The sequence below is a fragment of the Nocardia sp. NPDC041819 genome, from assembly GCF_055590505.1.
In genome coordinates, this window is sequence record NZ_JBVJAP010000001.1 from 1,220,929 (window position 1) to 1,245,104 (window position 24,176).

Genomic DNA, 24,176 nt, shown 5'->3' on the forward strand with positions numbered 1-24,176 from the left:
CCCCTTGATTATGTCAGTGACTGACGATAATCTCGCGGCATGTTGGCGGATCTCACTTGGCCCGAGGCGGGCGCGCGCGCCTCGGCGGGTGCGATCCTGGCCGTCGCGGTCGGCGCGACCGAGCAGCACGGCCCGCATCTGCCGCTGTCCACCGACACCGACGTCGCCGCCGCGTTGTGCGCGCGGCTGGCCGCGGCGCGGACCGACGTGCTCGTCGGACCGGCGATCCCGTACGGCGCCAGCGGCGAGCACGCGGGTTTTCCCGGCACGCTGTCGATCGGGCAGGCGGCGCTGGAACTGCTGATCGTCGAGCTGTGCCGCTCGGCGACCGACACCTTCGACCGGATCCTGCTGGTCAATTGGCACGGCGGCAACATCGAACCGCTGCGCCGGGCGAAGGATCTGCTGCGCACCGAGTCCCGCGACGTGCGCGTATACCTGCCGCGCTTCGACGGCGACCCGCACGCGGGCCGGTCGGAGACGGCGCTGCAACTGGCCCTGGCGCCCGAGCGCGTGCGCGGTGACCGCGCGGTGGCGGGGGACACCCGTCTGCTGAGCGAACTGCTGCCGCTGCTGCGCACCGGCGGAGTGCGCGCGGTGAGCGCCAACGGTGTGCTCGGTGACCCGGCGGGTGCGACCGCCGCCGAGGGCGCGGCCCTGCTCGAGCACCTGAGCACCGATCTGCTCGACCGAACCCGGCTCTGGTGGCCGGAGAACTCCCCGGAAAGGACCGGAACATGAACCCGTGGTTCGAGACCGTCGCCGAAGCGCAGCGGCGGGCGAAGAAGCGCCTGCCGAAGTCGGTGTACGGCGCGTTGATCGCAGGCTCCGAGCGCGGACAGACCATCGAGGACAATCAGCGGGCCTTCGCCGAACTGGGTTTCGCGCCGCACGTGGCCGGGCCGATCGGCGAGCGCGATCAGTCGACGACGGTGCTGGGGCAGCGGATTTCGATGCCGGTGCTGATCTCGCCGACGGGTGTGCAGGCGGTGCACCCCGACGGTGAGGTCGCCGTCGCCAGGGCGGCCGCGGCGCGGGGCATCGCGATGGGCTTGAGCTCGTTCGCCAGCAAGCCGATCGAAGAGGTGATCGCGGCCAATCCGGCCACGTTCTTCCAGTTGTACTGGTGCGGCGGCAAGGACGAGATCCTGCAGCGGATGGACCGGGCGAAGCGGGCCGGGGCGGTCGGGTTGATCCTGACGCTGGACTGGTCGTTCTCGCACGGGCGGGACTGGGGCAGCCCGGTCATCCCGGAGAAGCTGGATTTGCGCACGATGCTGAAGTTCGCGCCCCAGACCCTGGCGCGTCCCCGCTGGCTGGCGACCTATGCGCGGTCGGGCAGCATTCCGGACCTGACCGCGCCGAACATGGCCATCGGTGGCGCCGCGGCGCCGGGCTTCTTCGGCGCCTACGGTGAGTGGATGGGCACACCCGCGCCGGATTGGTCCGATGTGCGGTGGATCTGCGAGCAGTGGGAGGGTCCGGTGCTGCTCAAGGGCGTCATGCGGGTCGACGACGCGCTGCGCGCGGTCGACGCGGGTGTGGCGGCGATCTCGGTGTCCAACCACGGCGGCAACAATCTCGACGGCACCCCGGCCGCGATCCGCGCGCTGCCGGTGCTGGCGGACGCGGTGGGCTCGCAGGTCGAGGTGCTGCTCGACGGCGGCATCCGGCGGGGCAGCGACGTGGTGAAGGCCGTTGCGCTGGGTGCGCGGGCGGTGCTGATCGGGCGCGCCTACCTGTGGGGGCTGGCCGCCAACGGGCAGGCCGGTGTGGAGAACGTGCTGGACATCCTGCGCGGCGGCATCGATTCGGCGCTGCTGGGTCTGCGCAAGGCGCGCGTCACCGAACTGGATCGCTCGGACGTGGTGGTGCCCCCCGGTTTCGAGCGCGCGCTCGGGCTGCCCGAAACCACCGCCGCGGCAAGCGCTCCGGCCGATCACGCGGACACGGCGGGCACACCCGCCTGAGCGGTCAGCTCTCTGCCGCCGATCGGCGGTGATGCGCGAGCAAGGTGTCGTAGATATCGGCCAAGGCGGTCAGCTGCTGGCGGTCGAGGATGTCGATCATGTGCCTGCGCACGCTCTGTACGTGCGCGGGCGCCGCGCCGGTCAGCACTTCGGCGCCGCGCGGAGTGAGCTTGGCGGCGGTGCGGCGGGCGTCGTCGGGGATCGGCTCGCGCACGACCAGCTCCCGCTTCTCCATCCGGGTGATCTGGTGGGAGAGCCTGCTCTGTGACCATTCGAGTGCGGCCGCGAGGTCGGCGAAGGTGAGCCGATGGTCCGGCGACTCGGCCAGATAGGCCAGGACCGAGTACTCGACGTAGGTGAGGTCGGACTCCTTGGTGGAATCCCGCCCGACCGCCGCGGCGATGAGGTCGCGGGTGCGCACGAAACCCAGCCAGGCGCGCATCTCGACGTCATCGAGCCAATGGGGATCGGTCACGATAGCGCTCCAAACTCTGCTGTGTCCCGAGATCGTGGCGCGTCGCGACAGGCGGCGCGCGAACGGTCTGCGCGCGTCCGGACTCGGGCGCCCGGGCGCTTTCTCACCAGACGAGAGGTAGCATCACCGGGGTTGAACGTGCAACCTTTTCGGGCAACTGTCCGAGATAGGGTTGCCTAACCAGCAGTGGGGTGCGAGGTGGTGACTAGGCTCGCGGTGCTCGTGACCAGCCCGGCCGTTCATGGCATCCGGGCCCATGCAAAGGAGTGCGACTGGTGACCGCGCCGGACTTCCGTTATTCAGACCTGCTGCCCATCGGCGCGGACGACACCCCCTACCGGCTGCTCACCACCGAAGGCGTCAGCACGTTCGAGCACAACGGGCGCACCTTCCTGCAGGTGGAACCGGAGGCGCTGCGGCTGCTCACCGAGACCGCGATGCACGACATCAGTCACTTCCTGCGCCCGGCGCATCTGGGTCAGCTGCGCAAGATCATCGACGATCCCGAGTCGAGCGGCAACGACCGCTTCGTCGCGCTCGATCTGCTCAAGAACGTCAACATCTCCGCGGGCGGCATCCTGCCCATGTGCCAGGACACCGGCACCGCGATCGTGATGGGCAAGAAGTCCGAGGGCGTGCTGACCGGCGCCGACGACGCGGAATGGATCAGCCGGGGCGTGTTCGACGCCTACACCAAGCTGAACCTGCGTTACTCGCAGCTGGCGCCGATCACCATGTGGGACGAGAAGAACACCGGTTCCAACCTGCCCGCACAGGTCGAGCTGTACTCCACCGCAGGCGATCCGGCGAACCCCGCCTACAAGTTCCTGTTCATGGCCAAGGGCGGCGGGTCGGCGAACAAGTCGTTCCTGTACCAGGAGACCAAGGCCATCCTGAACCCCACGCGGATGCTGGAGTTCCTGGACGAGAAGATCCGCTCGCTGGGCACCGCGGCCTGCCCGCCGTACCACCTCGCGGTCGTGATCGGCGGCACCAGCGCCGAGTTCGCCTTGAAGACCGCGAAATACGCCTCCGCGCACTACCTGGACAGCCTGCCCACCGAGGGGTCGCTGTCCGCGCACGCCTTCCGCGATCTGGAACTGGAGGAGGAGGTCTTCAAGCTGACCCAGTCCTTCGGGATCGGCGCGCAGTTCGGCGGCAAGTACTTCTGCCACGACGTGCGCGTCGTTCGCCTGCCCCGGCACGGCGCCAGCTGCCCGGTCGCCATCGCGGTGTCCTGCTCGGCGGACCGGCAGGCGCTGGCCAAGATCACCGCCGATGGCGTGTTCCTGGAACAGCTCGAGCGCGAGCCCGCGCAGTACCTGCCCGAACAGACCGATGCCATCCTGGGCGGCGACGTGGTGCGCATCGACCTGAACCGGCCGATGGACGAGATCCGCGCCGAATTGTCCAAATACCCGGTCAAGACCAGGCTTTCGCTGAGTGGTCCGCTGGTCGTCGCCCGCGACATCGCGCATGCCAAGATCAAGGAGCGGCTCGACGCGGGCGAGCGGATGCCGGACTATCTGCGCGACATGGCCGTCTACTACGCGGGCCCGGCCAAGACGCCGGAGGGCTACGCGTCCGGTTCCTTCGGCCCGACCACCGCGGGCCGGATGGACTCCTACGTCGACCAGTTCCAGGCCGCGGGCGGCTCGTTCGTCATGCTGGCCAAGGGCAACCGGTCCGCGCAGGTCACCAAGGCGTGCAAGGAGCACGGCGGCTTCTACCTCGGTTCGATCGGCGGACCGGCCGCCCGGCTGGCACTGGACTGCATCAAGTCGGTCGAGGTGCTCGAGTACCCCGAACTGGGCATGGAAGCCGTCTGGAAGATCGAGGTCGAGGACTTCCCGGCGTTCATCGTCGTCGACGACAAGGGCAACGACTTCTTCGCCGAGACGCAGAAGCCGATCGCGCTGCGCGTGCGTACCCGCTCGAAAGAGCGCGTCTGAGGTCTCCCTCGACCCGCATGCGGCAGGACGCGGACACGCCGATGTCCTGCCGATCACCGGGTTCTCGGCATCGCCGCAGCGGGCACGCTTAGCGAAGTACACCGTTGATTCCGGCACCGATGCAGGTCGAGGAGAGCTATGAGCACGTCCAGACCAGTACCGACGGCGTTGTGTATCACCGAGTCGGCCGCCCTCCGGTTGGCCGATCGCGCTGCCCGAGAGGGAACCAGCTGTACCGCATTGCTCGACCGGCTGATCCGTGAGGGCGTCGACCAACTCGAACACCCCGGGATCGTCTTCCGCGGTCCGCTCGACGATCGCCGCGCCGCGCTCGCCGCGGGCCCGGAGATCTGGGAAGTCGTTGCGCGCCTGCGCGAATTGGGCGGCCCTGCGGAACGCCGGATCGCCGTGCTCAGCGCGAAGTCGAACCTGAACACGGGCAAGATCAGGCTCGCGCTCGCGTACGCGCGGGCGCACGACGGCGAGATCCTGGAACGGATCGCGCGCAACAGGCAAGCGGCGGAATCGATTCGCCGAGGACGCGCGCGGATGGGCGCGCCGCCGTGGCGTTCGAGCGCGCTGAACAGTCCGCCGTACGCGTAGTTCGGCCGGATTGTCCGAGGCACTCGGTCTCCACATAGCTGGGGATGGAATGTGAAATTCCCGACATCTGGATAACCCACCGATTCGCGGGCGGCTGACGACAGGAGTCGACAGCCGCCCGCACTTGTGTTTGCGACGCAGTGGAGTTCGCCGCGCGCGGGCTGTCGGCGACCGCGCGGAGTGCGTTGCCGTGTGGTCGAGTTCAACGCCGGGCGAGGCGCGACATACGGGCCGAAAGGGACACATCGCTTCGCGAAAGTTCTTTTCAACGGCCGGAACTCGACGACCCGCCCACCACGAGACGGCGCAAATCACTCGAAACTCCCACGGATCCCGGCATTTCGGGTGTGGTAGCTCTGCTGGAGCGGATGTGATCCACAGCACTGGAATAGATTGTGGACAGTGCGTCTTCCAAGCCGGGCGAAATGTTTGCTCACCGAGGGTAATTGGGCGCATAACGGACATATCAGATCACTATTATCCCAAGGTGTGGAGTTTTCTGTGGAATTCGCTGAGAGTTGTCCACACGGTGGCCGCGTCCTGTGGAGCGGACTCGCGGGGGAGTGCGGGCTCCTCGTGTCGGGCCGCGTACTCGCAGAAGTACGCTGACCGCCGCGAAGAGGCATCCTTGGCCACGGCGGGAAATGCCGCGGACCCACCCTCGAGCCGCGGCGCTCGATACGGTCCTCGCTCGTGCCGCACGAGGCCGTCCCTGTGATCGGGGCATATCCGGCATAGGTGACCGCAGGCGATAGCATCGGCGCATGGTGCTTGGGATCGCTGGTCGGAGTCGGATGCTGGTCGGTCTATCGGTGGCGCTACCCGCGCTGGTCGCGACCGGTGCGCAGGCGGGGCAGGCGCAGGCCGACGCCGCCGCGGTCATCGAGCAGCGGGGGTCGGTCGGGTCGGCGGCCGGGACCGACGGGCTCGATCCCCCGCTGGCGCTCGCGTACACCCTCGCCGAACGCGAGGCGCACGCGCAGGGTGTGCCCCTGTCCATCACGTCCGGATACCGGACGCCCGCCGAGCAGCAGGCGCTGTGGGAGGACGGTGTGGCGACCTACGGTCCGGACGCCGCGCGCCGGTGGGTGCTGCCGCCGGAGGAGTCCACCCACGTCTCCGGGCAAGCGATCGATGTCGGTCCGCAGCAGGGCGCGCGGTGGCTCGAGGTGAACGGCTACCGATGGGGGCTGTGCCGGACGTTCGAGAACGAGTATTGGCACTTCGAGTTGCAGACGGCGCCCGGCGCGCCGTGCCCGCCCATGCTGCCCGACGCCAGCGTGCGGTAACCGGCGAGGTTCACGTCGGCCACCGTGCCGGCCTGGGCTGCCCGCCGATGATGCGGGTCCGCGGGCGCGCCGATACCGCCCGGCCGGCCGAGCGTGCTAGACCATCGGCTCGGGCGCGGCGGTGATCAGGCCTCCATCGACGAGCAGGTCCTGCCCGTTGATATACGACGCCTCGCCGGACGCGAGGAAGGCGACGGCGTCGGCCACGTTCTCGGCGGTGCCGACGCGACCCGCCGCCACCGTGGCACTGATCGCGGCCTGCGCCTCGGCGGAGACGTTCGCGCGGAACGACGGCGTCGCGATGTAGCCGGGACTGACGGAATTCACCCGGATGCCTCGTGGCGCCAGTTCGGCGGCGAGGCTGCGCGCCAAATTGTGCACGGCCGCCTTGGTCGCCGAGTAGAGGGACGCGCCCGGTACCCCGCGATGCAGCGCCCAGGAGGCGTTGACGACGATCGCCCCGTGCTCCGCCATCAGGGGGAGGGTCTTCTGGATGGTGAAGAACACCCCTTTGAAGTTGGTGTCCACCACGCGGTCGAACTCGGCTTCGGTGATGGTCTCGGTCGGCTGGAACGCCGCGATGCCCGCGTTCGCGAAGACGACGTCCAGCCGTCCGTGCCGTTGCGCCACGGCCGAGACGAGCGTGTCGAGATCGCCGAGGTCGGCCGCGTCGCCGGCCACCGCGAGAACGCGGTCGGCGCCACCGAGCTCCGCGGCCGCCGCGTCGAGGCGGCCCTTGTCGCGGCCGGTGATGACCACGTGCGCGCCTTCGGCGAGCAGGCGTCGTGCGGTGGCCAGGCCCATGCCGCTCGATCCACCGGTGATCAAGGCGATCTTGCCGTCGAAGCGATCGATACCGGCGCCCATGAGAACCTCCCAGAGATAATCTAATTGTACGAATACTCACGTACAGTTCGACTGTATGTCAACTGTCGCGCTAACCTGGTTGGCGTGATCGCGGCACATCCCGAGCGAGCGCAGATCCAGCTGACGAATGTGCTCACCGCCCTGGGCAACCCGCTGCGGCTGCGGGTGGTGCGGATACTGGCCGACGGCGGCGAGCACACCTGCGGCTCGGTGCTGCCGGACGTCGCCAAGTCGAACCTGACCCACCACTGGCGAGTGCTGCGCGATGCCGGAGTGATCTGGCAGCGGCCCTCCGGCCGGGAACTGCTGCTGTCGCTGCGTCGGGATGACCTGGACGCCCGCTTTCCCGGCCTGCTGGACACCTTGCTCGACGCCGCCCGCCGCGAAACAACGGCCTGATCGCCGCCGCTCGGTGATCCCGGACGGCTAAGTCACCGGCGTGAGTTCCAGGCCGCCTTCGATCGTGGTGGGTACCCGGCGGCGATCGGGCGAGCCGAGCGCGGCGGTGAGGTCGGTTCCGTCGTTTTCGGCGAGCAGGTCGCCGCTGTCCCACACCAGCAAGGTCGCGCTGACGGTGTTCTCGGCCGCCGCGTGCGCCAAGTCGTAGTGCGCGCACGCCGGGACGTGCGGATAGGTGATCCACAGGTCGTAGCCGGTCATGAAGAGATCGAGGTCGAATTGCACGCTCAACCCCAGCAATTCACTGCGGCCGTTGTCGTCGACGCCCGCGAACGCCTCGTCCAGCGCCAGCAGGCGCGGGGCCTGCGGGTCGGCCGAATCGAGCATGACGTGCGCCGCGGCGAACAGCGGCAGGTGCAACGACACCGACTGCTCCCCGCCCGAGAGCGCGCTGTGCCTGGCCACGGTGAGTTTGTCCTCGCTGCCGTCGGCGGAGATCAACGTGAACGAGAACACCCGCCAGGTGCGGTAATCCAGCGTCGCGGCCAGGATCTCGGGGTAGGAGCGTTCCGGGTGTGCGGCCCGCGCGGCCCGGATCTCGGCGGCGAAGTGCGCCCGGATCGCCGCCAGGTCCTCCGCCGTCAGCGCCGAGGCATCCCGGTCCAGCAGCTTGCACATCGCCCGCGCCACGTCGGACAGGCTGTCGGCGAGCACCCAGTGCACGCCGATGGTGTTGCCCGAGGACATCCGCCGCTGCTTCATCTCCGCGCCCATTCTGGCGATGAGATCGCGTGCGTCGCTCGTGCGTTCGTGGATCTGCTGGGCCAGGCCGGTCAGCAGAGCATCCTCCAGGATGCGGCGCTCGGCGTCGGTCAGCAGAAGTTCCTGGTCACGGCGCGCGGCGTCGATGCGGGTGGCGAAGTCGGCCAGCGCGGAGACCCCGTGCTCGTCGTGCACCTGGACGACGGTGAGGCCGTCGGCGGCGTCCCATTGCAGCCGGTAATCGCGGCCCGAACCGGCGAGCGCGGCGTCGAATTCCTGCAACGCCGCGGTCACCGCCGTGCGCGTGGACTTGCGCGTCGCCTCGCCCGCGCGCACCGAGGCCGTCGCCGCGGTGAGACTGTCGAACAGCGCGTGGACTTCGTCGGGCAGGACGCGCGGTGCCGCCTCCGGTCCCGCCGTCGAGATCCGGTACAGCAGTTGCTCGGGCGTCGACCACGCCGCGTCGCTGCTGGGCCAGCGGCCCTCGGGCGCCGCGCCGAGCAACCTCAGCAGGTCCGGCTGAGCGTAGGGCGCGAGAGCTCGAACCTCCGCCAGCACCTCGGTGAGCGCGGTGGCGAGAGACTCGTGCGCGGTCCGGTAGGCGGCCTCGGCGTCGCCGACCGCCTCGATGGCCTGGTTGGCGGCCTTGCGGGCGGCTTTCTGCTCGGACTTGGTCGCCTCGATCCGCTGCCGGGCCTGTTCCAGTTCGCGGTCGATATCGGCCGCGCCCGCGCCGAGGGCATCGCGCAGGGTCTCCAGCTTGCGCAGTTGTTCCTGGTAGCCGGTGCGCGCGGCCTCGGCCTCTTCCGTGAACGCCTCGGCCAGGTCGGCGGCCTCGGTCAAGCGGTCGGCGGCCTCGCGTTCGCGCTCCCGTTCCCGTTCGTGGTCGCCGCGCAGCCGCAGCAGTGCCGTGCCCGTGTTCTCGAAGTGCCGGATGGCGGCGGCGAGGGCGTCGATCTCCTGGGCCGTGCGCGGCGTGCGGTGGGTGGTGGCGGCGGCGCGCAGCTTCTTGTCCGCGGCGGACAATTCCGCGACCGCTCGATCGAGATCGCGCTCGGCGTGGGCGGCGGCCTCCGCCCGTGATCGCAGTACGCCTGCGGCCTCGGATACCGCGCGCAAGGCCGTGGTCACCGTGGTCGGGCGCGGAAGCGCCCTGGCGGCGGCGGAGATTCGCGCGATTTCGGCGGTGGCGGCGGCCTCCTGCTGTTCGGCGGCGCGCCGGTCCTCGTCCGCGGCGGCCACAGCCGCGGCCAACTCGGCCGAGCGGAGCTCGCGGCGCCTGGCCCGCGCGGTGGCGCCGATGAATTCGGCGTCGGTCTTGCGGTGCCTGCCGATCTGCACGCCTTGCCGGAACGCGCCGTCCGCTCCGATCGTCACCGGTCCGCTCGGCTCGCCCGCGCCCTCGTGCAGGCCGATGGAGGCGAGCACGTCGGCGACGACCTGCCGCGGCACCGTCATGGTGTCGGAATCGTCTTCTATGACCAGCACGTCGGCGAGTGTGCGACCGTTCGGGCGCTCCGGCGCGGGCAGCGGTACCAGGAACTGATCGGAGTCGTAGCCCGGCGGCAGCTCGGCCTCCGGGCAAACCCAGGCGTCCAGCAGATTCGCGGCGTGCAGTGCGGCCTCGATGCCCGCCGCGGACTCGGGCGTCACGCCGTCCGCGAAGCGCACCAGCCGCCACAGCGGGGCGCCGGGCCGGTCGCCGGTCCGGCCGCGGCGGCCCGCGAATGCCGGTGGCGCGTCGTCTCGCCGGGCCGTCACCCGCTCGTGTTCGGCGCTCAGCTCACCGCCGCGCGCCGCCGCAGCGGCCACGCGGGCGCGTGCGTCCTGGCGGCGGCCGCGAATCTCCTCCAGCAGCGGCTCGGTGCGCTCGGTCAGCACCTCGCCGATGGTCGGCGCATCCGAACCGGCCTCGGCCAGAGCCGAGTTCAGCGCCTCGAAAAGACCGGCGCGCACCGGGGTGTAGACCTCGTTGTGCTCGTCCCACCAGGCGCGCAACGCGGCCGCGGCCTCGGAGCGAGTCAACGCGACCTTCGCCTCGGCGTGCGCGACCTCCGCCGCGGCCGCGTCACGCAGCTCGTTCGCGCGCTCGGACAGCCGCTCGGCCCTGGTGCGTTCGGCGGCGGCGGTCTCCATCGCCCCCACCGCCTTGCGGACCGCGCGCACGTCGGCGTCGCGTTCCTCGGCGTGCCCGCGCACCGCCGCGGTGAGCTGCTCGGCCCGGATCGATTCCGGCAGCGGCGCCCACGCGATCCCCGCCTCCTGCGCGGCGGCGCGCAAGTCGTCCTCGCCGCGGGCGAGCGCGGCCGCGGCGGTGCGCACCGCGGTGCGCGCGCGCTCGGCCTCCACGGTCCGCTGGTCCAGGGTCTGGCGGGCCTTGAGCGCCTTGTCGGCGTGCACACCCGCCGAGGTCTCCAGGCGCCGCACCGCGTCGGCCAGGTCGTCGAGTTGCTGTTTGCCCTCGTAGGCGCTGGAGCGCTGAAGGTTCTCCCGATCGGCGAGGGCCTGCTCGTAGGCGCGGTCGGCGTCCTCGGCGCGGGCCTCGGCGGCGGCGCGCTCGGTGTCCCTGCGCTCACGCAGGGCCGTGGCGGCGAACAGCGCCGTACTGGCGTGGGTCACCGCGTCCAGCCGCACGCGGACCTGGTCGACGTCGGTCTTCGCTTGAACGGCAAGGTATTTGCGGTACACCTCGACGAAGGCCCGCGTCGCGGTGTCGGCGTGCACCAAGCCCTCCAGGGTGCGCCCGACCTCCTCCATATCGCTGAACGACCGGGCGGCGTCCAGGATCAGCTGCTCGTCGAGCGGGCGCAGGCCGTCGGTGAGCGCCTGCGACAGCCCCCGCGGGTCCAGGTTCTTGGCCAGCTGCGGGCGGCGGAGCGTGAGGATCAGATTGATCAGCTGGTCGTAGCGCTGCGTGCCGAGACCGAACATGCGCGCGTCGATGGCGTTGCGATAGTCCACCGGCCGGTCGACGATCGAGTCGGTGCCGATCTGCTCGGCGAGTTGTTTACGGGTGAACGGCCGGTCGTCGGGACCGATCAGGGAGAAGTCGACGCCGACCCGTCCGTCGGCGACGAAATACCAGCGGGTCACCTTGTCCGAGGAACGGGTGGCGCGCATGCCGATGCCGACGGTGACCGCCTCGGGGTCCTCCCAGCGACCGCGCGCGAATTCCATCCAGACATAGGAATAGGCCGAGTCCTGCTTGCGGTAGAGCAGATTCGACTTCATCGTGCGTTCCTCGCCGGCGAACGGATTGAGCCTGCGCGGCTCGATCCGGCCGTCCAGCACGAACGGGAACAGCACCTCCAGCGCTTTGGTCTTGCCCGACCCGTTCGGCCCGCGCAACACCAATCTGCCGTCGGCGAAACAGAACTCCTGGTCGCGGTAGTCCCACAGATTGACGATCCCGGCGCGGGTCGGGGTGAACCGCACTCCGCCGTGAATGAGCGACATCCCTCAGTTCCCTTCCGTGCCGGTACCGTCGGGCCCGTAGGTGTCGGCCGCGGTGACGAACAGTTCCGCGGCCCGCTTGGTGCGGACCGTCACGACCGCGCCACGGTAGCGGGCCAGGGCAGGCAGCACGAGCAGTCCCTCCTCGATCGTCCGGACCAGCCGTAGTCGTTCCAGCAGGGCCACCACCTCTGTGGTGAGGCGCGCGACGTCGGCCTGCCACTGCGCGGCGAAGGTCGTGCCGTACCGGTCGGCCAGTGCCTGCACCGTCTCGCGCAGCCAGGTCCGCTCGATCAGCGGATAGCCGGGCGTGGGCCGGTCCTCCTCCTGGATGTCATCCGGGGGATCGAGATCGTCGGCGGGCGCCGCCGGTGCGCGCGTCTCGGCCAGCGGTGCGAACACCGTGGATTCGGGGATGGCTTCATCGAGCTGGTCGGCCAGGGTCGCATCCGGCTCCGCGACGGCGTGGTGTCGCGGCAACGGGTGGTCGATATCCAATACCCGGTCGGCGATCTCACCGGCCAGCAGTAAGGCGACCTGCGCGAGCGTACCGGTCCCCGGGAAGCGGACGTCCGACAGCCGCCCCGAGGTGTCGATCAGCGCGACCCCCTCGGCACGGCGTTCGGCGCGCAGCCCGGTGAACAGCTCGACCTCCGCCACCAGCCGCTCTTGGGCGAGGGCGGGGCGCTCGTCGGGCGCGAGGTCCTCGGCGTACACCACCGGTTGTTCGACCAGCGCCCTGCGCACCCGGCGCGCGATCTCGGCGCCGGTCGTCCCGGGGGCGGAAACGGTGGTGCCCGTGGCCTCCTCGCCGAGGAGCCCACGCACGCTGTGCAGATGCTGCAATGCCCGCGGCGGCCGGAACAACGCGAAGACCACCGGCCGGTCGATGTCGTAGAGCGCCTCACCGGCATCCGGATCACTGGCCCACCCGCCCGCGTCACCGTCGGCCAAGGCGAGCGCGCCACGCGCGGTCAGCCAGCCCACCGCGTCGACGAACGCGTCGCGGTCGGCGGCCCGGTCGGTGGCCAGCTCCAGGCCGTCCACCCGGCTCGCGTAGGCCGCGACCTGATCGGCCAGCTCCGACAACGTGATCTGGTCCCCGGCCCGCCCCAGTGCGGCGAGCGCGAGGGCCAGGTAGGCGTAGCGGCGGCGGTCGAAGACGCGCTCGGCGGGCGTGCGCGCGGGCCTGCCCGCGTCGAGGCGGTCCAGTATCGGGAAGACGCGTGCCGTCGTCTCGGTGACTTCGAGCCGATAGCCGAACAATTCGGCGAGGTCCTCGCGCAGCTCGGTGGCCCAGCGCCGGATCAGCGGCAGCGCGATCCGGTCCGGATAGGTGCGGGTCACCAGGTGGTTGGCCAGGATGACCCGGGCCGCGCGTTGATAATTGTCCAGCGCGAGTGCATCGATGGTGCGTCCGTGCATCAGCGGCGCTCCCCGCGCGGGCGCGACCGTGCTCCGGTCGTCTGCTCGATCTTCAGCGCCCGGTTGTTCAGCCGCAGCAGCCCGCGGGTGGTGCGCACGACGGTCGGGCCGTCGTGCTCGGACACCGTCAGGGTGACGCCGCTGTCGGAACCGGTGGTGCCCGCCACCCGGCCGCGCACCGGAACCCACGCGGTCGACGCGGCGTCCAGCAACCGCAGCAGCACTTCGGTTTCCCGTTCGTCCAGCACCCGTTCGTGCACGTCGCCGGAAGCCAGTGACCGGGCGGCCTCGGCGCGGGCACGCTGCGCGTCCAATTGTGCCTCGCGCAGGCGCCGGATACCGGCGTCGTTGCGGTGGATGCGGGCGGGCGCACCCGCCGAGGGCGGGCGCCCGGTCTCGGCGAGCGTGCGTGAGATCTCCAACGGCGGTGCGTCCCACCAGGACCGGATCGCCGGGATCACGTCGGCGTCCGGGTGTTCCATCGCCAGGTGGCGCGGCTTGCCCAGTCCGAACACCGCGTCGAACAGCGCGTGGGCGCTGTCCGCGCTCGGCGCCGCGGTGAACCAGCCCGCCAGATGCCGTAGCGCCGACTCCCGGCTGACCCCGCCGCGCCGCGTCTCGGTGACCCGGCGCAGCAACGACAGCACCGCGGCGATGGCGCTCATGGTGGCCTCGCGCAGCCGCTCGGCCTCCGTGGTGCCCGCAGGCTCTCCGCCGCCGGACGCGACGAACCAGGTCCGCAGTCCGTCCCACCTGGCCTGCCAATCCGACCGGCGTTCCTCGATGCCCAGCAGCACTCGTTCGTCGCAACGGGCCGCGCGGACGATCAGGTCCTCGACGCCGGTCTCCTCGATCTCGGCGATCGCCGCCGCCAGCCGCGGGGTGAACCGGGCCAGGTCGAGGCTGAACTCACGCATGTGCGCCAGCAGCGCGTCCTTGTGCGCGAGAAACGATTCGGGGGTGATCTCGGTGGTGCGCACCAGGTCGCCGAGCCCCAGATAGAAGTGCGCAGCGCGGGCGGCCAGGTCGGACAGCGCGGTGTCGAGGCGGCGCAGCGTGCGGTAGACGCGTTCGGCGTCACCCGCCCGGTTGGCCTCGGCCAAGGTGTGCAGATCGGCCAGCAATTCCGGCAGGACCAAGCGCGACAGCGAGGCCTCGTCGAGGCGCGCGCTGAGCACACCGGCGACCGCCCGGTATGCCTGGAATCCCGCCTGGGAGAACTGGTATACGTAATGCCGGTTGCGGTATTCGGCCAGCGTCGCGGCGCGGGTTCCGTCGTAACTGCGCTCCAGCACGCCCCACTGGTGCAGCTGGTCGAGCAGCGGGCCGATCTCGGCGGCCGTCAGGCGTGGGCCCGCCGCCGGGCCGCTGGTCTCCGGGGCTCGGTTCGGCGCGTCGCTCTCCGGTTCCGGATGGCCACCTTCGCGCGGGCCCGCGGACCTTCGCGATTCCCCGGCGTGCTCCGCACCACCGGCCGTCGCGACCGGTTGGTTCGTAGCCACCAGATCGGGCGTGCGCAGCGAATTTCCGTTGCGTCCGATCCACTCCGCGACGTCGTCGGCATGCAGCAGCACCACGTACGCCGCGCGCGCACTGTCGAACGCGCGCAGCACCCGCAGGTAGTCGGCGCGCCGCTCGGCGGTAGCGAAGGAGAACAGCCGCAGCCGATCGTCCCAGCGGGTATCGGCACAGCTGTCAGCGGAGTCGGTCACCGGGAACAGGGTAGTAGCGGGCCGATCGCCGCCCGCACGACGTTCCGGTGTCCGGCGTGGCCGCGTCCGGTTCGGCACCGTTCGCCGCGGTCGCGGAGCGGGCCGGCTCATTCGACGGACATCGAACGCATCTGGTCCAGATACGCGCGCGTGCGCGGGTCGCCGGGGAAACGCTCGATGATCTCGCGCGCGACTTCGCCCGCGATCCACATCAGCGAGGGCAGGGAGCGCCTGCTGCCCGCGAACGCGCGCATGCCCTCGGCCACCGCCAGCTCCAGGTCGCGGTCGCGCACCGCGACCACGGCCAGCGTCAGGTGCGCCTCGGAGACCCGCATCGGGTTGCGCACCGAGCCGTCGGGCCGGGTGGCGTTGCGAATCACTTCGCGCGCGTAGCTTTCGGCGAGCCGATCCTCGCCCGCGACCCGGCAGCAGTCCATCGCGTAGAAATCGAACTTGTTCGCATCGATCACGAAGTGGTTGTCCAGATTCGCCGGATGTTCGAGTCGCTCCAAGATAGCTCGGCCCTCGTCCAGCGCGGTCTCCACCTCGCGCGTATTGCCGAGCCTGGCCCAGGCTTTGGCGCGCTGGGCGGCGAGCTGGACGCCGACGCGCAGGTGCTGGCTTACTTCCAGCGACGGCTGAACGGCCTCGATGACGCCGCGGTAGTTACCCTGGGTCAGCGCGAACCACGCGGTCATTTCCGCCGTCCACGCGGCGATCTCGACGTTCTCCGCCTCCTGCGCCAGCGATTGAGCGGCGCGGCGGGTCGCCTCGGCGGCGGTGCGCCGGCCGAGGTCGTAGTCCACGCAGCCGACCAGCAGCGCGACCCATCCGGCGAGAACGAGGATTTCGCGGTGCTGGGCCAGGGTCAGGCGACCGTCCAGCAACGAGGTGATCCTGCGCAGCCACGCCGTGCCCTCGGCGTGCAGGTCGTGCGGGTCGGCGTAGGAGTATTCGCAGCACAGGCGTTCGGCGGTGATGCGGATGGCCTCCAGCGTCACCGAGGACACATCGGACATCCGCAGTCGTCCGATGAACTCGAGCGTGTCCATGCCCGTCGCCGAGAGCAATTCGTCGTCCCGGTTCGGTCTGGTCTTGGGGAAGAACGCCGCCTGCACCGTGTCGAAGGTGGCGGCGATGATGGGCGCGTAGAAGTCGTCGGGGCGTGATTCGCCCGATTCCCAACGGCGCCAATTGCGTAGGAGAGTACTGTCGGTCGGCAGGTTGTGCGAAGACTTTCCACGCATTACGCGAACAGCGTCGGCTTGCGACCACCCCCTCGCGTCACGCTCGGAGCGCATTCGGACAGCCCAGACGGGTCGATCGTCGGTAGCGGCCACGTCTGTAGTATCGCACCAGTTAACGTTTGGTGGCCCCAAGAGGGCAGGCAGATGTCCGTGTGTTGACAGCTACATTCGCGCCGCCGCATTGTGCATGCTGGTCATGGCGCCAGAAGTTAGCCAGCCCCTCCTGTAAGAGCAACTGCAAGTACATCTGCTCTTGCACGAAGCGCAAATACCCCGTAAAACGGGTGGATCCACATAAGAGAACAGCGATCCCAATCCAACGGAGGTTCGGGTGGAAGCGTTGATCTATGGATACTTGCGTGACGATCTGGCCGATGGCCATAGCAAGGAGCTCGAGGCCGCGATGAGCAGCCTCGCCCGCGAGGAAGGGCTGTGCTTCGCCGCAACATTCCATGAATCGACCGGCGGCGACGGGACGGCTTTCGCCGAACTCACGGCGGAACTCAAGCGCGCGGACGCGCATCATGTGGTGGTTCCCTCACTCGATCACTTTGCCGGTCAGACGATTCCGCGCGACATCCTGATCGCCAAACTGGCCCAGGAGGCGGCGGCGCGGGTATGGACCGTGGAGAGCTGACCGCCGCGACCGAATTGACCGATACCGCACCGATCCCCAGCGTCGCAGCCAGGTAACCGCACCGGTCGCTACCACACCCGCTGCCAGGGAAGCGAGCAGCCCCGCGAGCCGGTGCTGTTCGAACAGCGGGTACACCTGCCAGTGCAGCAGATAGACGAACAGCGATCCGTCGGCCAGCACCGCCGCGCAGACGGCGAGGACGGCGGGAACCCGGACCGCGGACAACCACACCAGTGCGAGCAAGCCCGCCATGATCAGTCGCTCCCGCTCGGGAACGCCGAAATATCCGGGCACCGCCATCAGTACGACGGCACTCACCGTCATCCGCTGCCACATCGACGTCGCCTTCGCCGCCGCCCAGCCGAGCGCGAAGAGCCACACCGCCAGCGGAGAGAACGGGATGTCCTTGGGCGAATACAGACCGAACGCCTGGTATCGGAACACGAGACATATCGCGACCAGCGCCATCGCGAACCAGAACGGCTCGGTGCGTTGCCATCGGTCCACCACGGGCATCCGGATCAGCAGCGCGGCGGCCAGCATGAAGTACACGAGCACTTCGAGAAACCACAGGTGCCCGGCGGTGGCGCTGTCGTGCGGGCCGAGAATCTTGTTCAGCAACAGGACATTCTGCCACCCGTAGTAGTCGCTGAAGGGCAGCGTCAGCGCGACCCAGAGCGCCGTGGGCACCGCGATGGAGCCCGCGGCGCGCAGCGTGTGCCGCAAGCGGGTGGCGGGTGGCGCCGCGGTCACGGCGAACCGTGCGAAGTTGAATCCGGCCACACCGAGCAGCACGTGCGCCGCGCCCCACCGCACGAACACTCCGGCGTGCGCGCTCACGATCAGCACGATGCCGATCGCGCGCAGCAGCGTTCCGGTGTCGAGCGCCCGTCCGAACCTGCTGCGGCCCTCCGGTATCCGCTCCAAGTCCGCCACGGAGGTGTTCGGCCAGTCGGTGGGCAGGCCGCCGAGTGTTCGCTCCAGTCGTGCCGCGGTGCTCACGTAGGTCAGCGAATTGCCGCCGAGATCGACGAACGTACTGTCCGCGTGGATCCGTGCGGGGTCGATGCCCAGGGTGGTGGCGTAGAGGGTGCGGATGTCACGCACCTGCGGCACGGATCCGGCCAGCCGGCGGATCGCGGGATAGTCGGGTTTGCCATTCGGTAGCCGGGGCATTCGCTCGACCGGGCGGATCCGGATGGCGGCGGCGGGCAGGCCGGACAGGCGCGCGGCGATTTCGGTCGGATCGGACCGAGGAGTCTCCACCGCGACGACCAAGTGCGTGTCGTCGTCGGCGCAACACGCCGTGAAACCGGCCGCCGCCAGCCCGGATTCGAGCCGTTCCAGATCGATGCGCAATCCGAAGATCTTGGCGAAGCGGCTGCGCCTGCCGACCACCTGATACAAGCCCTCCGGTGTGCGCCGGGCCAGGTCGCCGGTGCGCAGGGCGTCGAGCGTGCGGCCGAGTGCGAGGTCTGCGGCCGACTTCGCGTAGCCCATCATCACATTGGCGCCGCGATAGACCAGTTCGCGCGGTTCGTCCCCCTCGTCGGCTTCCTCGATCGGCTCGAGGGTGAATTCGCCGCCGGGGATCGGTATCCCGATGCAGTCGGGATGCGCGCTCGCCAGATGTGCGGGCAGGTACGCCATCCGGGCGGTGGCCTCGGTCTGGCCGTACATGACGACGAAGTCCCAGCCGTTCGCCCGGCCGAGTTCGGCGTATTCGCGCACTCGCCGCGGTGCCAGCCTGCCGCCCGCCTGGGTGACGTAGCGCAGGTGCGGCAGGGTCATGCGAGCGAAACCGATGCGGTCGAGCAAATCGATGGTGTATGGAACCGCGGCGAAAGATGTTGCGCGACACTTCCGGAACGCGCGCCAGAAGTCCGTATCCAGCACCGACCGGTCGGTGAGTAGAAGGCTCGCCCCGCGCCACAGATGACTGTGCACCACCGACAGGCCGTAGCAGTAGAACATCGGCAGGGTGGTGGCCGCGCAGTCCTCCGGGCCGATAGCCAGGTACTCGGCGATGGCCGCGGCGTTGGCGCGCAGGTTCCTCGCCGAGAGCCGGACGAGCTTGGGCGACCCGGTGGACCCCGAGGTGCTCAGCAGCAGCGCGAGATCCGGATGCAGTCGATGCGCCGAGCGCTCCCGCACCACGCGGGCGCGGCCTCCTTCGATGAGGACGTCCGGATCGTAGGCGTCCCGCAACTCCGCAGTGATCTGCTCGGTGAGCAACACGACGCAGCCGGCGCTGAGCGCTCCGAGATACGCGACGAGCGAGGCGAGGTCATTGCGCGCGGCGAGCGCGACGAGGCGGCGGGCCGGGCCCAGCTCGGCCGCGTAACCCTCGACCAGCGCCGCGAGCCGAGCGTAAGTGACCTGCCGCGCGGATTCGGGCATGGTGCCGTCCGTGTCCGCGCGGTCGGGGCACCGGACGGCGATCCGCTCGTCGAAGGTGCGCAGACGCTCGACGATCGGATGGACGGTCACCGGCGAAAGTGTAGGAGGCGGCCGTTCCCCGGCCCGAAGGTGGCCCCCTGGCGAACTTCCGGTGAACGGCCGTCCGTCCCGAACGCGCCGCCGCGCCGCCGATCAGAGACCGAAGCTGCCCGGACCTCGTCTGCGCAGGTACTTCTCGAATTCCGCCGCGATGGCGTCGCCGTCGATCTTGGCCATCGCCTCGTTCACGTCGACCGCCGCGTCCCCGCGCTCCTCCAGCGAGCGCACGTACTCGCTGATCTCCTCGTCGCCCACGGTCATCTCGTTGACCGCGGTCTCCCAGTCCTCCGCCTGCTTGGGCAGCTCACCCAGCGGCACCTCGATGTCGAGCACGTCCTCCACCCGGTGCAGCAGCGCGATGGTCGCCTTCGGATTGGGCGGCTGGGAGACGTAGTGCGGTACGGCGGCCCAGAACGACACCGCCGGGACGCCCGCCTTCACGCACTGGTCCTGCAGCACGCCGGTGATCCCGGTGGGGCCCTCGTAGCGGGTCTGTTCCAGGTTGAACCGCTCGGCCGCCTCCTTGCTGTAGGCCGAGCCGGTCACCGGCACCGGCCGGGTATGCGGAGTGTCCGCCAGCAACGCGCCGAGAATGACCACCGTCTGCACCCCGAGCTGCTCGATGAACTCCAGCAGGTCGCCGCAGAAGCTGCGCCAGCGCATGTTCGGTTCGATGCCGCGCAGCAGCACCACGTCGCGGTCGCTTCCGGGCGGCGAGCAGACCGACAGCATCGTCGACGGCCACTGGATTTCCCTGGTCACTCCGTCCACTTGACGCACGGTCGGCCGGTTGACCTGATAGTCGTAGTAGTCCTCGGAGTCGAGTTCGGCCAACGGTTCGGCGTCCCAGATCAGTTCCAGATGCTCGACGGCGCCGCTGGCCGCGTCACCGGCGTCGTTCCACCCCTCGAAGGCGGCGACCAGTACCGGATCCCGCAACGTCGGCAGTTCCGGATCGGGAGTTTCACTGGCGTTCACTCGGTCAGCCTACGGCGTGCGGCGATATGGCGTGTCGTATGACGGCCGGACCGGGTGGCGTGTTTCCGCGAGCGAGCGGCGGCGTCGCGCCGGGCGTGTGGTCCAGGCCACCGAGCCTCGACGCGGTGGCCTGGAACGTCCCCCCTGCCCACTACGCTGGAGCGCATGTCTGCGTCCATCCCCGCCGAGTTCGACACCACGCTACTCGACACGCTGCGCCGCCGTGTCGTCATCGGCGACGGTGCGATGGGCACCATGCTGCAAGCGGCTGATCTGACCCTGGACGATTTCCGCGGGTTGGAGGGCTGTAACGAGATCCTCAACGACACCCGCCCCGACGTCCTGCGCGACATCCACCGCGCCTATTTCGAAGCGGGCGCCGACGCGGTCGAGACCAACACCTTCGGCTGCAATCTGCCCAACCTCGCCGACTACGACATCGCCGACCGGATCCGCGACCTGTCCGAGCGCGGCACCAGGCTGGCCCGCGAGGTCGCCGACGAGATGGGTCCGTCCGCCGACGGTACGCCACGGTACGTGCTCGGTTCGATGGGGCCGGGCACCAAGCTGCCCACGCTCGGTCACGCCCCGTTCGCCGCGCTGCGCGCCGCCTACACCGAGGCCGCCCTCGGCATGCTGGACGGCGGCGCCGACGCCATCCTCATCGAGACCTGCCAGGACCTGCTCCAGGTGAAGGCGGCGGTGACCGGCAGCAGGCGCGCGATGGCGAAGCTGGGCCGCCGGATCCCGATCATCACCCACGTCACGGTGGAGACCACCGGCACGATGCTGGTGGGCAGCGAGATCGGCGCGGCGCTGACGGCGCTGGAGCCGCTCGGCATCGACATGATCGGCCTGAACTGCGCGACCGGCCCGGACGAGATGAGCGAACACCTGCGCCACCTGTCCCGGCACGCGCAGGTGCCGGTCTCGGTGATGCCGAACGCCGGGCTGCCGGTGCTCGGCGCCCACGGGGCGGAGTATCCGCTCACGCCAGAGGAGCTCGCGGTCGCGCTGCGCGGGTTCGTCACCGAGTTCGGGCTTGCCCTGGTCGGCGGCTGCTGCGGGACAACGCCCGAGCACATCCGTCAGGTCACCGCCGCGGTACGCGAGGTCGAACGGGCCCTGCCGCCGATCGCCGAGCGGCGCGCGCCGGTGCACGAGCCGAGCGTGTCCAGCATGTACACCGCGGTGCCGTTCGAACAGGACGCCTCGGTCCTGATGATCGGCGAGCGCACGAACGCCAACGGCTCCAAGGCCTTCCGCGACGCCATGCTGGCCGAGGACTGGCAGAAGTGCCTGGACATCGCCAAGGACCAGACCCGCGACGGCGCGCACATGCTCGATCTGTGCGTCGACTACGTCGGCCGGGACGGCACCCGCGACATGAGGGAGCTGGCCGCCCGGCTGGCCACCGCCTCGACGCTGCCGATCATGCTCGACTCCACCGAGGCCCCGGTGTTGCAGGCCGGGCTGGAACATCTCGGCGGGCGTTGCGCGGTCAACTCGGTGAACTACGAGGACGGCGCCGGCCCCGACTCGCGTTTCCAGCAGACCATGCGGCTGGTCGCCGAGCACGGCGCCGCGGTGGTGGCGCTGACCATCGACGAGGAGGGCCAGGCCCGCACCGCGGCGAAGAAGGTGGAGATCGCCGAGCGGTTGATCGCCGACATCACCGGCAACTGGGGGCTGTCGGAGAGCGACATCATCATCGACACACTCACCTTCACCCTCGGCACCGGCCAGGAGGAGTCGCGCCGCGACGGGCTGGAGACCATCGAGGCCATCCGCGAGCTCAAGCGCCGCCATCCCCAGGTGCAGACCACCCTGGGTCTGTCCAACATCTCTTTCGGTCTCAACCCGGCGGCCCGGCAGGTGCTCAACTCGGTCTTCATGCACGAATGCGTCGAGGCCGGTCTGGACTCCGCGATCGTGCACGCCTCGAAGATCCTCCCCATCAGCCGGATCCCGGACGAGCAGCGCGAAACCGCGCTGGATCTGGTGTACGACCGCCGCGCCGAGGACTACGACCCGCTGCAGAAACTGATGGCGCTGTTCGAAGGCGTCTCCACCTCATCGTCGAAGGCGTCGCGGGCGGAGGAACTGGCCGCGCTGCCGCTGTTCGAGCGGCTGGAGCGGCGGATCGTCGACGGTGAACGAGCGGGGATGGAGGCCGACCTCGACGCGGCCATGACCGAGGTGCCGCCGCTGCAGATCATCAACGAGACCTTGCTCGCCGGGATGAAGACGGTCGGTGAGCTGTTCGGCTCCGGTCAGATGCAGCTGCCGTTCGTGTTGCAGTCCGCCGAGGTGATGAAGGCCGCCGTCGCGTACCTGGAGCCGCATATGGAGGCCACCGACGACAGCGGCAAGGGCCGCATCGTGCTGGCCACCGTCAAGGGCGACGTGCACGACATCGGCAAGAACCTGGTGGACATCATCCTGTCGAACAACGGCTACGAGGTGGTCAATCTCGGCATCAAGCAGCCGATCGCCACCATCCTGGACGCGGCGGTGGACAAGAAGGCCGACGTCATCGGCATGTCCGGCCTGCTGGTGAAGTCGACGGTGGTGATGAAGGAGAACCTCGAGGAACTCAACGCCAAGGGCGTTGCCGAGCAGTTCCCCGTGCTGCTCGGCGGCGCGGCCCTCACCCGGTCGTACGTGGAGAACGATCTCACCGCGGTGTACGAGGGCGACGTGCACTACGCGCGCGACGCGTTCGAGGGCCTGCGGCTGATGGACGACATCATGACCCGCAAGCGCGGCGGCGAAGCGGACCCGGACAGCCCGGAAGCCGTCGCCGAGCGGGAGCGCGCCGCCGAGCGCAAAGCGCGCCACGAGCGCTCCAAGCGGATCGCCGCGGAGCGCCGGGCGGCCGAGGTGCCCGTCGTGGTGCCCGAACGCTCCGACGTCGCGGCCGACCTGCCGGTGCCGGTGCCGCCGTTCTGGGGCACGCGGCTGGTGAAAGGTCTTGCCCTGCACGAGTACGCGGGTCTGCTGGACGAGCGGGCGCTGTTCCTGGGCCAGTGGGGCCTGCGCGGGCAGCGGAGCGGCGACGGACCGAGCTACGAGGAACTGGTGGAAACCGAGGGCAGGCCGCGCCTGCGCGCCTGGCTGGACCGGTTGAGCACCGAAGGCGTGTTGCAGCACGCCGCGGTGGTGTACGGCTACTTCCCCGCGGTGTCCGAAGGCGACGACGTCATCGTGCTCACCGAACCGGAGCCCGACGCGCCGGAACGGTACCGGTTCACCTTCCCGCGTCAGCAGCGCGACCGTTTCCTGTGCATCGCCGACTTCATCCGTTCCCGGGACTACGCCCGCGCCACCGGTCAGGTCGACGTCCTGCCGTTCCAGCTGGTCACCATGGGTCAGCCGATCGCCGACTTCGCCAACGAGCTGTTCGCGGGCGACAGCTACCGCGACTACCTGGAGGTGCACGGCATCGGCGTCCAGCTCACCGAGGCGCTCGCCGAGTACTGGCACCGGCGCATCCGCGAGGAACTGGTGCTCGACGGTCACGCGGTCGCCGAGTCCGACCCGGCGGACGTGCTGGAGTACTTCAAGCTCGGTTACCGCGGCGCGCGTTACTCCTTCGGCTACGGTGCCTGCCCCGACCTGGAGGACCGCGCCAAGCTGGTCGACCTGCTCGAGGCCGATCGTATCGGCGTGGTGCTGTCGGAGGAGCTGCAGCTGCATCCGGAGCAGTCCACCGACGCGTTCGTGCTGCTGCATCCGGAGGCGAAGTACTTCAACGCGTAGGCGTGCGACGCACCGCGAGCCATAGCGAAATGCTCTCGCTCCAAGGGCCTTTGCTACCTGGCCGGATGTCGATTCTCGCGCGAATCGGGTGCGCGTCGGCGCGTCATGGCGCGCGGGCGCGCGGTGTTGACCTGGGCGATCGCCCA

General features: G+C 69.8%; 16 protein-coding genes. 8 read left to right on the forward strand and 8 right to left on the reverse strand.

Going from position 1 to position 24,176, the window contains the following annotated elements; genetic code table 11:
* The first annotated feature begins 39 nt into the window (after positions 1-39).
* The gene (gene mftE / locus ACZ6DL_RS05815) at positions 40-741 is read left to right on the forward strand and encodes a mycofactocin biosynthesis peptidyl-dipeptidase MftE (protein WP_466049235.1); all 702 of its coding nucleotides are present in this window, start codon (positions 40-42) and stop codon (positions 739-741) included.
* A complete protein-coding gene (gene mftD, locus ACZ6DL_RS05820; RefSeq protein WP_466049236.1) occupies positions 738-1,970 on the forward strand; it encodes a pre-mycofactocin synthase MftD in 1,233 nt (410 codons plus the stop codon). The genes mftE and mftD overlap by 4 nt, the downstream gene beginning before the upstream one ends.
* Positions 1,971-1,974: 4 nt before the next feature.
* Here the strand turns inward: mftD and ACZ6DL_RS05825 are convergent, their stop codons facing one another.
* Positions 1,975-2,445, reverse strand: coding sequence for a MarR family winged helix-turn-helix transcriptional regulator (locus ACZ6DL_RS05825; RefSeq protein WP_040867239.1), 471 nt, complete (start codon positions 2,443-2,445; stop codon positions 1,975-1,977).
* A 275-nt stretch (positions 2,446-2,720) separates the two neighbouring features.
* Between ACZ6DL_RS05825 and ACZ6DL_RS05830 the strand changes: the two genes are divergently transcribed.
* The 3 genes from ACZ6DL_RS05830 (at position 2,721) to ACZ6DL_RS05840 (ending at position 6,289) form a co-directional block, all read left to right on the forward strand.
* Positions 2,721-4,397, forward strand: coding sequence for a fumarate hydratase (locus ACZ6DL_RS05830; RefSeq protein ID WP_466049238.1), 1,677 nt, complete (start codon positions 2,721-2,723; stop codon positions 4,395-4,397).
* A 138-nt stretch (positions 4,398-4,535) separates the two neighbouring features.
* Positions 4,536-5,000 (forward strand): hypothetical protein, encoded by a 465-nt coding sequence (locus tag ACZ6DL_RS05835; RefSeq protein WP_051175285.1) that lies wholly within the window; start codon positions 4,536-4,538, stop codon positions 4,998-5,000.
* A gap of 794 nt (positions 5,001-5,794) precedes the next feature.
* On the forward strand, positions 5,795-6,289 hold the full coding sequence (locus ACZ6DL_RS05840) for a M15 family metallopeptidase (RefSeq protein WP_466049239.1): 495 nt from the start codon (positions 5,795-5,797) through the stop codon (positions 6,287-6,289).
* Between the two features lie 96 nt (positions 6,290-6,385).
* On the opposite strand, the gene ACZ6DL_RS05845 is transcribed toward ACZ6DL_RS05840, so the two are convergent.
* Positions 6,386-7,156 (reverse strand): SDR family NAD(P)-dependent oxidoreductase, encoded by a 771-nt coding sequence (locus tag ACZ6DL_RS05845; protein WP_466049241.1) that lies wholly within the window; start codon positions 7,154-7,156, stop codon positions 6,386-6,388.
* An 84-nt stretch (positions 7,157-7,240) separates the two neighbouring features.
* On the opposite strand from ACZ6DL_RS05845, the gene ACZ6DL_RS05850 reads away from it, so the two are divergent.
* Entirely contained in the window at positions 7,241-7,555 is a 315-nt protein-coding gene (locus ACZ6DL_RS05850; protein ID WP_357124079.1) for an ArsR/SmtB family transcription factor, read from the forward strand.
* A gap of 27 nt (positions 7,556-7,582) precedes the next feature.
* Here the strand turns inward: ACZ6DL_RS05850 and ACZ6DL_RS05855 are convergent, their stop codons facing one another.
* The 4 genes from ACZ6DL_RS05855 to ACZ6DL_RS05870 all read right to left on the reverse strand — a co-directional run bounded on the left by ACZ6DL_RS05855 (position 7,583) and on the right by ACZ6DL_RS05870 (position 16,154).
* Positions 7,583-11,773: a TIGR02680 family protein gene (locus ACZ6DL_RS05855; protein ID WP_466049242.1), complete on the reverse strand. Its 4,191-nt coding sequence runs from the start codon at positions 11,771-11,773 to the stop codon at positions 7,583-7,585.
* Positions 11,774-11,776: 3 nt separating this feature from the next.
* The gene (locus tag ACZ6DL_RS05860) at positions 11,777-13,195 is read right to left on the reverse strand and encodes a TIGR02678 family protein (RefSeq protein ID WP_466049244.1); all 1,419 of its coding nucleotides are present in this window, start codon (positions 13,193-13,195) and stop codon (positions 11,777-11,779) included.
* On the reverse strand, positions 13,195-14,907 hold the full coding sequence (locus tag ACZ6DL_RS05865; protein WP_466049245.1) for a TIGR02677 family protein: 1,713 nt from the start codon (positions 14,905-14,907) through the stop codon (positions 13,195-13,197). The genes ACZ6DL_RS05860 and ACZ6DL_RS05865 overlap by 1 nt, the downstream gene beginning before the upstream one ends.
* A gap of 107 nt (positions 14,908-15,014) precedes the next feature.
* Positions 15,015-16,154 carry an XRE family transcriptional regulator gene (locus tag ACZ6DL_RS05870; protein ID WP_466049247.1) on the reverse strand — a complete coding sequence of 380 codons (1,140 nt, stop codon included), beginning with the start codon at positions 16,152-16,154 and terminating at the stop codon, positions 15,015-15,017.
* Positions 16,155-16,485: 331 nt separating this feature from the next.
* Between ACZ6DL_RS05870 and ACZ6DL_RS05875 the strand changes: the two genes are divergently transcribed.
* Positions 16,486-16,791, forward strand: a complete 306-nt coding sequence (locus tag ACZ6DL_RS05875; RefSeq protein ID WP_083887588.1) for a hypothetical protein — start codon at positions 16,486-16,488, stop codon at positions 16,789-16,791.
* Here the strand turns inward: ACZ6DL_RS05875 and ACZ6DL_RS05880 are convergent.
* Positions 16,693-19,281: an AMP-binding protein gene (locus tag ACZ6DL_RS05880; protein ID WP_466049248.1), complete on the reverse strand. Its 2,589-nt coding sequence runs from the start codon at positions 19,279-19,281 to the stop codon at positions 16,693-16,695. The two genes, ACZ6DL_RS05875 and ACZ6DL_RS05880, sit on opposite strands and share 99 nt — an antisense overlap.
* Before the next feature lie 102 nt (positions 19,282-19,383).
* Positions 19,384-20,268, reverse strand: a complete 885-nt coding sequence (locus ACZ6DL_RS05885) for a PAC2 family protein (RefSeq protein ID WP_039798445.1) — start codon at positions 20,266-20,268, stop codon at positions 19,384-19,386.
* A gap of 165 nt (positions 20,269-20,433) precedes the next feature.
* Between ACZ6DL_RS05885 and metH the strand changes: the two genes are divergently transcribed.
* The gene (metH, locus tag ACZ6DL_RS05890; RefSeq protein WP_466049250.1) at positions 20,434-24,030 is read left to right on the forward strand and encodes a methionine synthase; all 3,597 of its coding nucleotides are present in this window, start codon (positions 20,434-20,436) and stop codon (positions 24,028-24,030) included.
* The last annotated feature ends 146 nt before the right edge of the window (positions 24,031-24,176 follow it).

Bases quoted from the DNA above. Each gene is read 5' to 3' on its own strand.
- mftE (WP_466049235.1), top strand. From the start codon at position 40: ATGTTGGCGGATCTCACTTGGCCCGAGGCGGGCGCGCGCGCCTCGGCG.
- mftD (WP_466049236.1), top strand. From the start codon at position 738: ATGAACCCGTGGTTCGAGACCGTCGCCGAAGCGCAGCGGCGGGCGAAG.
- ACZ6DL_RS05835 (WP_051175285.1), top strand. From the start codon at position 4,536: ATGAGCACGTCCAGACCAGTACCGACGGCGTTGTGTATCACCGAGTCG.
- ACZ6DL_RS05840 (WP_466049239.1), top strand. From the start codon at position 5,795: ATGCTGGTCGGTCTATCGGTGGCGCTACCCGCGCTGGTCGCGACCGGT.
- ACZ6DL_RS05845 (WP_466049241.1), bottom strand. From the start codon at position 7,156: ATGGGCGCCGGTATCGATCGCTTCGACGGCAAGATCGCCTTGATCACC.
- ACZ6DL_RS05855 (WP_466049242.1), bottom strand. From the start codon at position 11,773: ATGTCGCTCATTCACGGCGGAGTGCGGTTCACCCCGACCCGCGCCGGG.
- ACZ6DL_RS05860 (WP_466049244.1), bottom strand. From the start codon at position 13,195: ATGCACGGACGCACCATCGATGCACTCGCGCTGGACAATTATCAACGC.
- ACZ6DL_RS05870 (WP_466049247.1), bottom strand. From the start codon at position 16,154: ATGCGTGGAAAGTCTTCGCACAACCTGCCGACCGACAGTACTCTCCTA.
- metH (WP_466049250.1), top strand. From the start codon at position 20,434: ATGTCTGCGTCCATCCCCGCCGAGTTCGACACCACGCTACTCGACACG.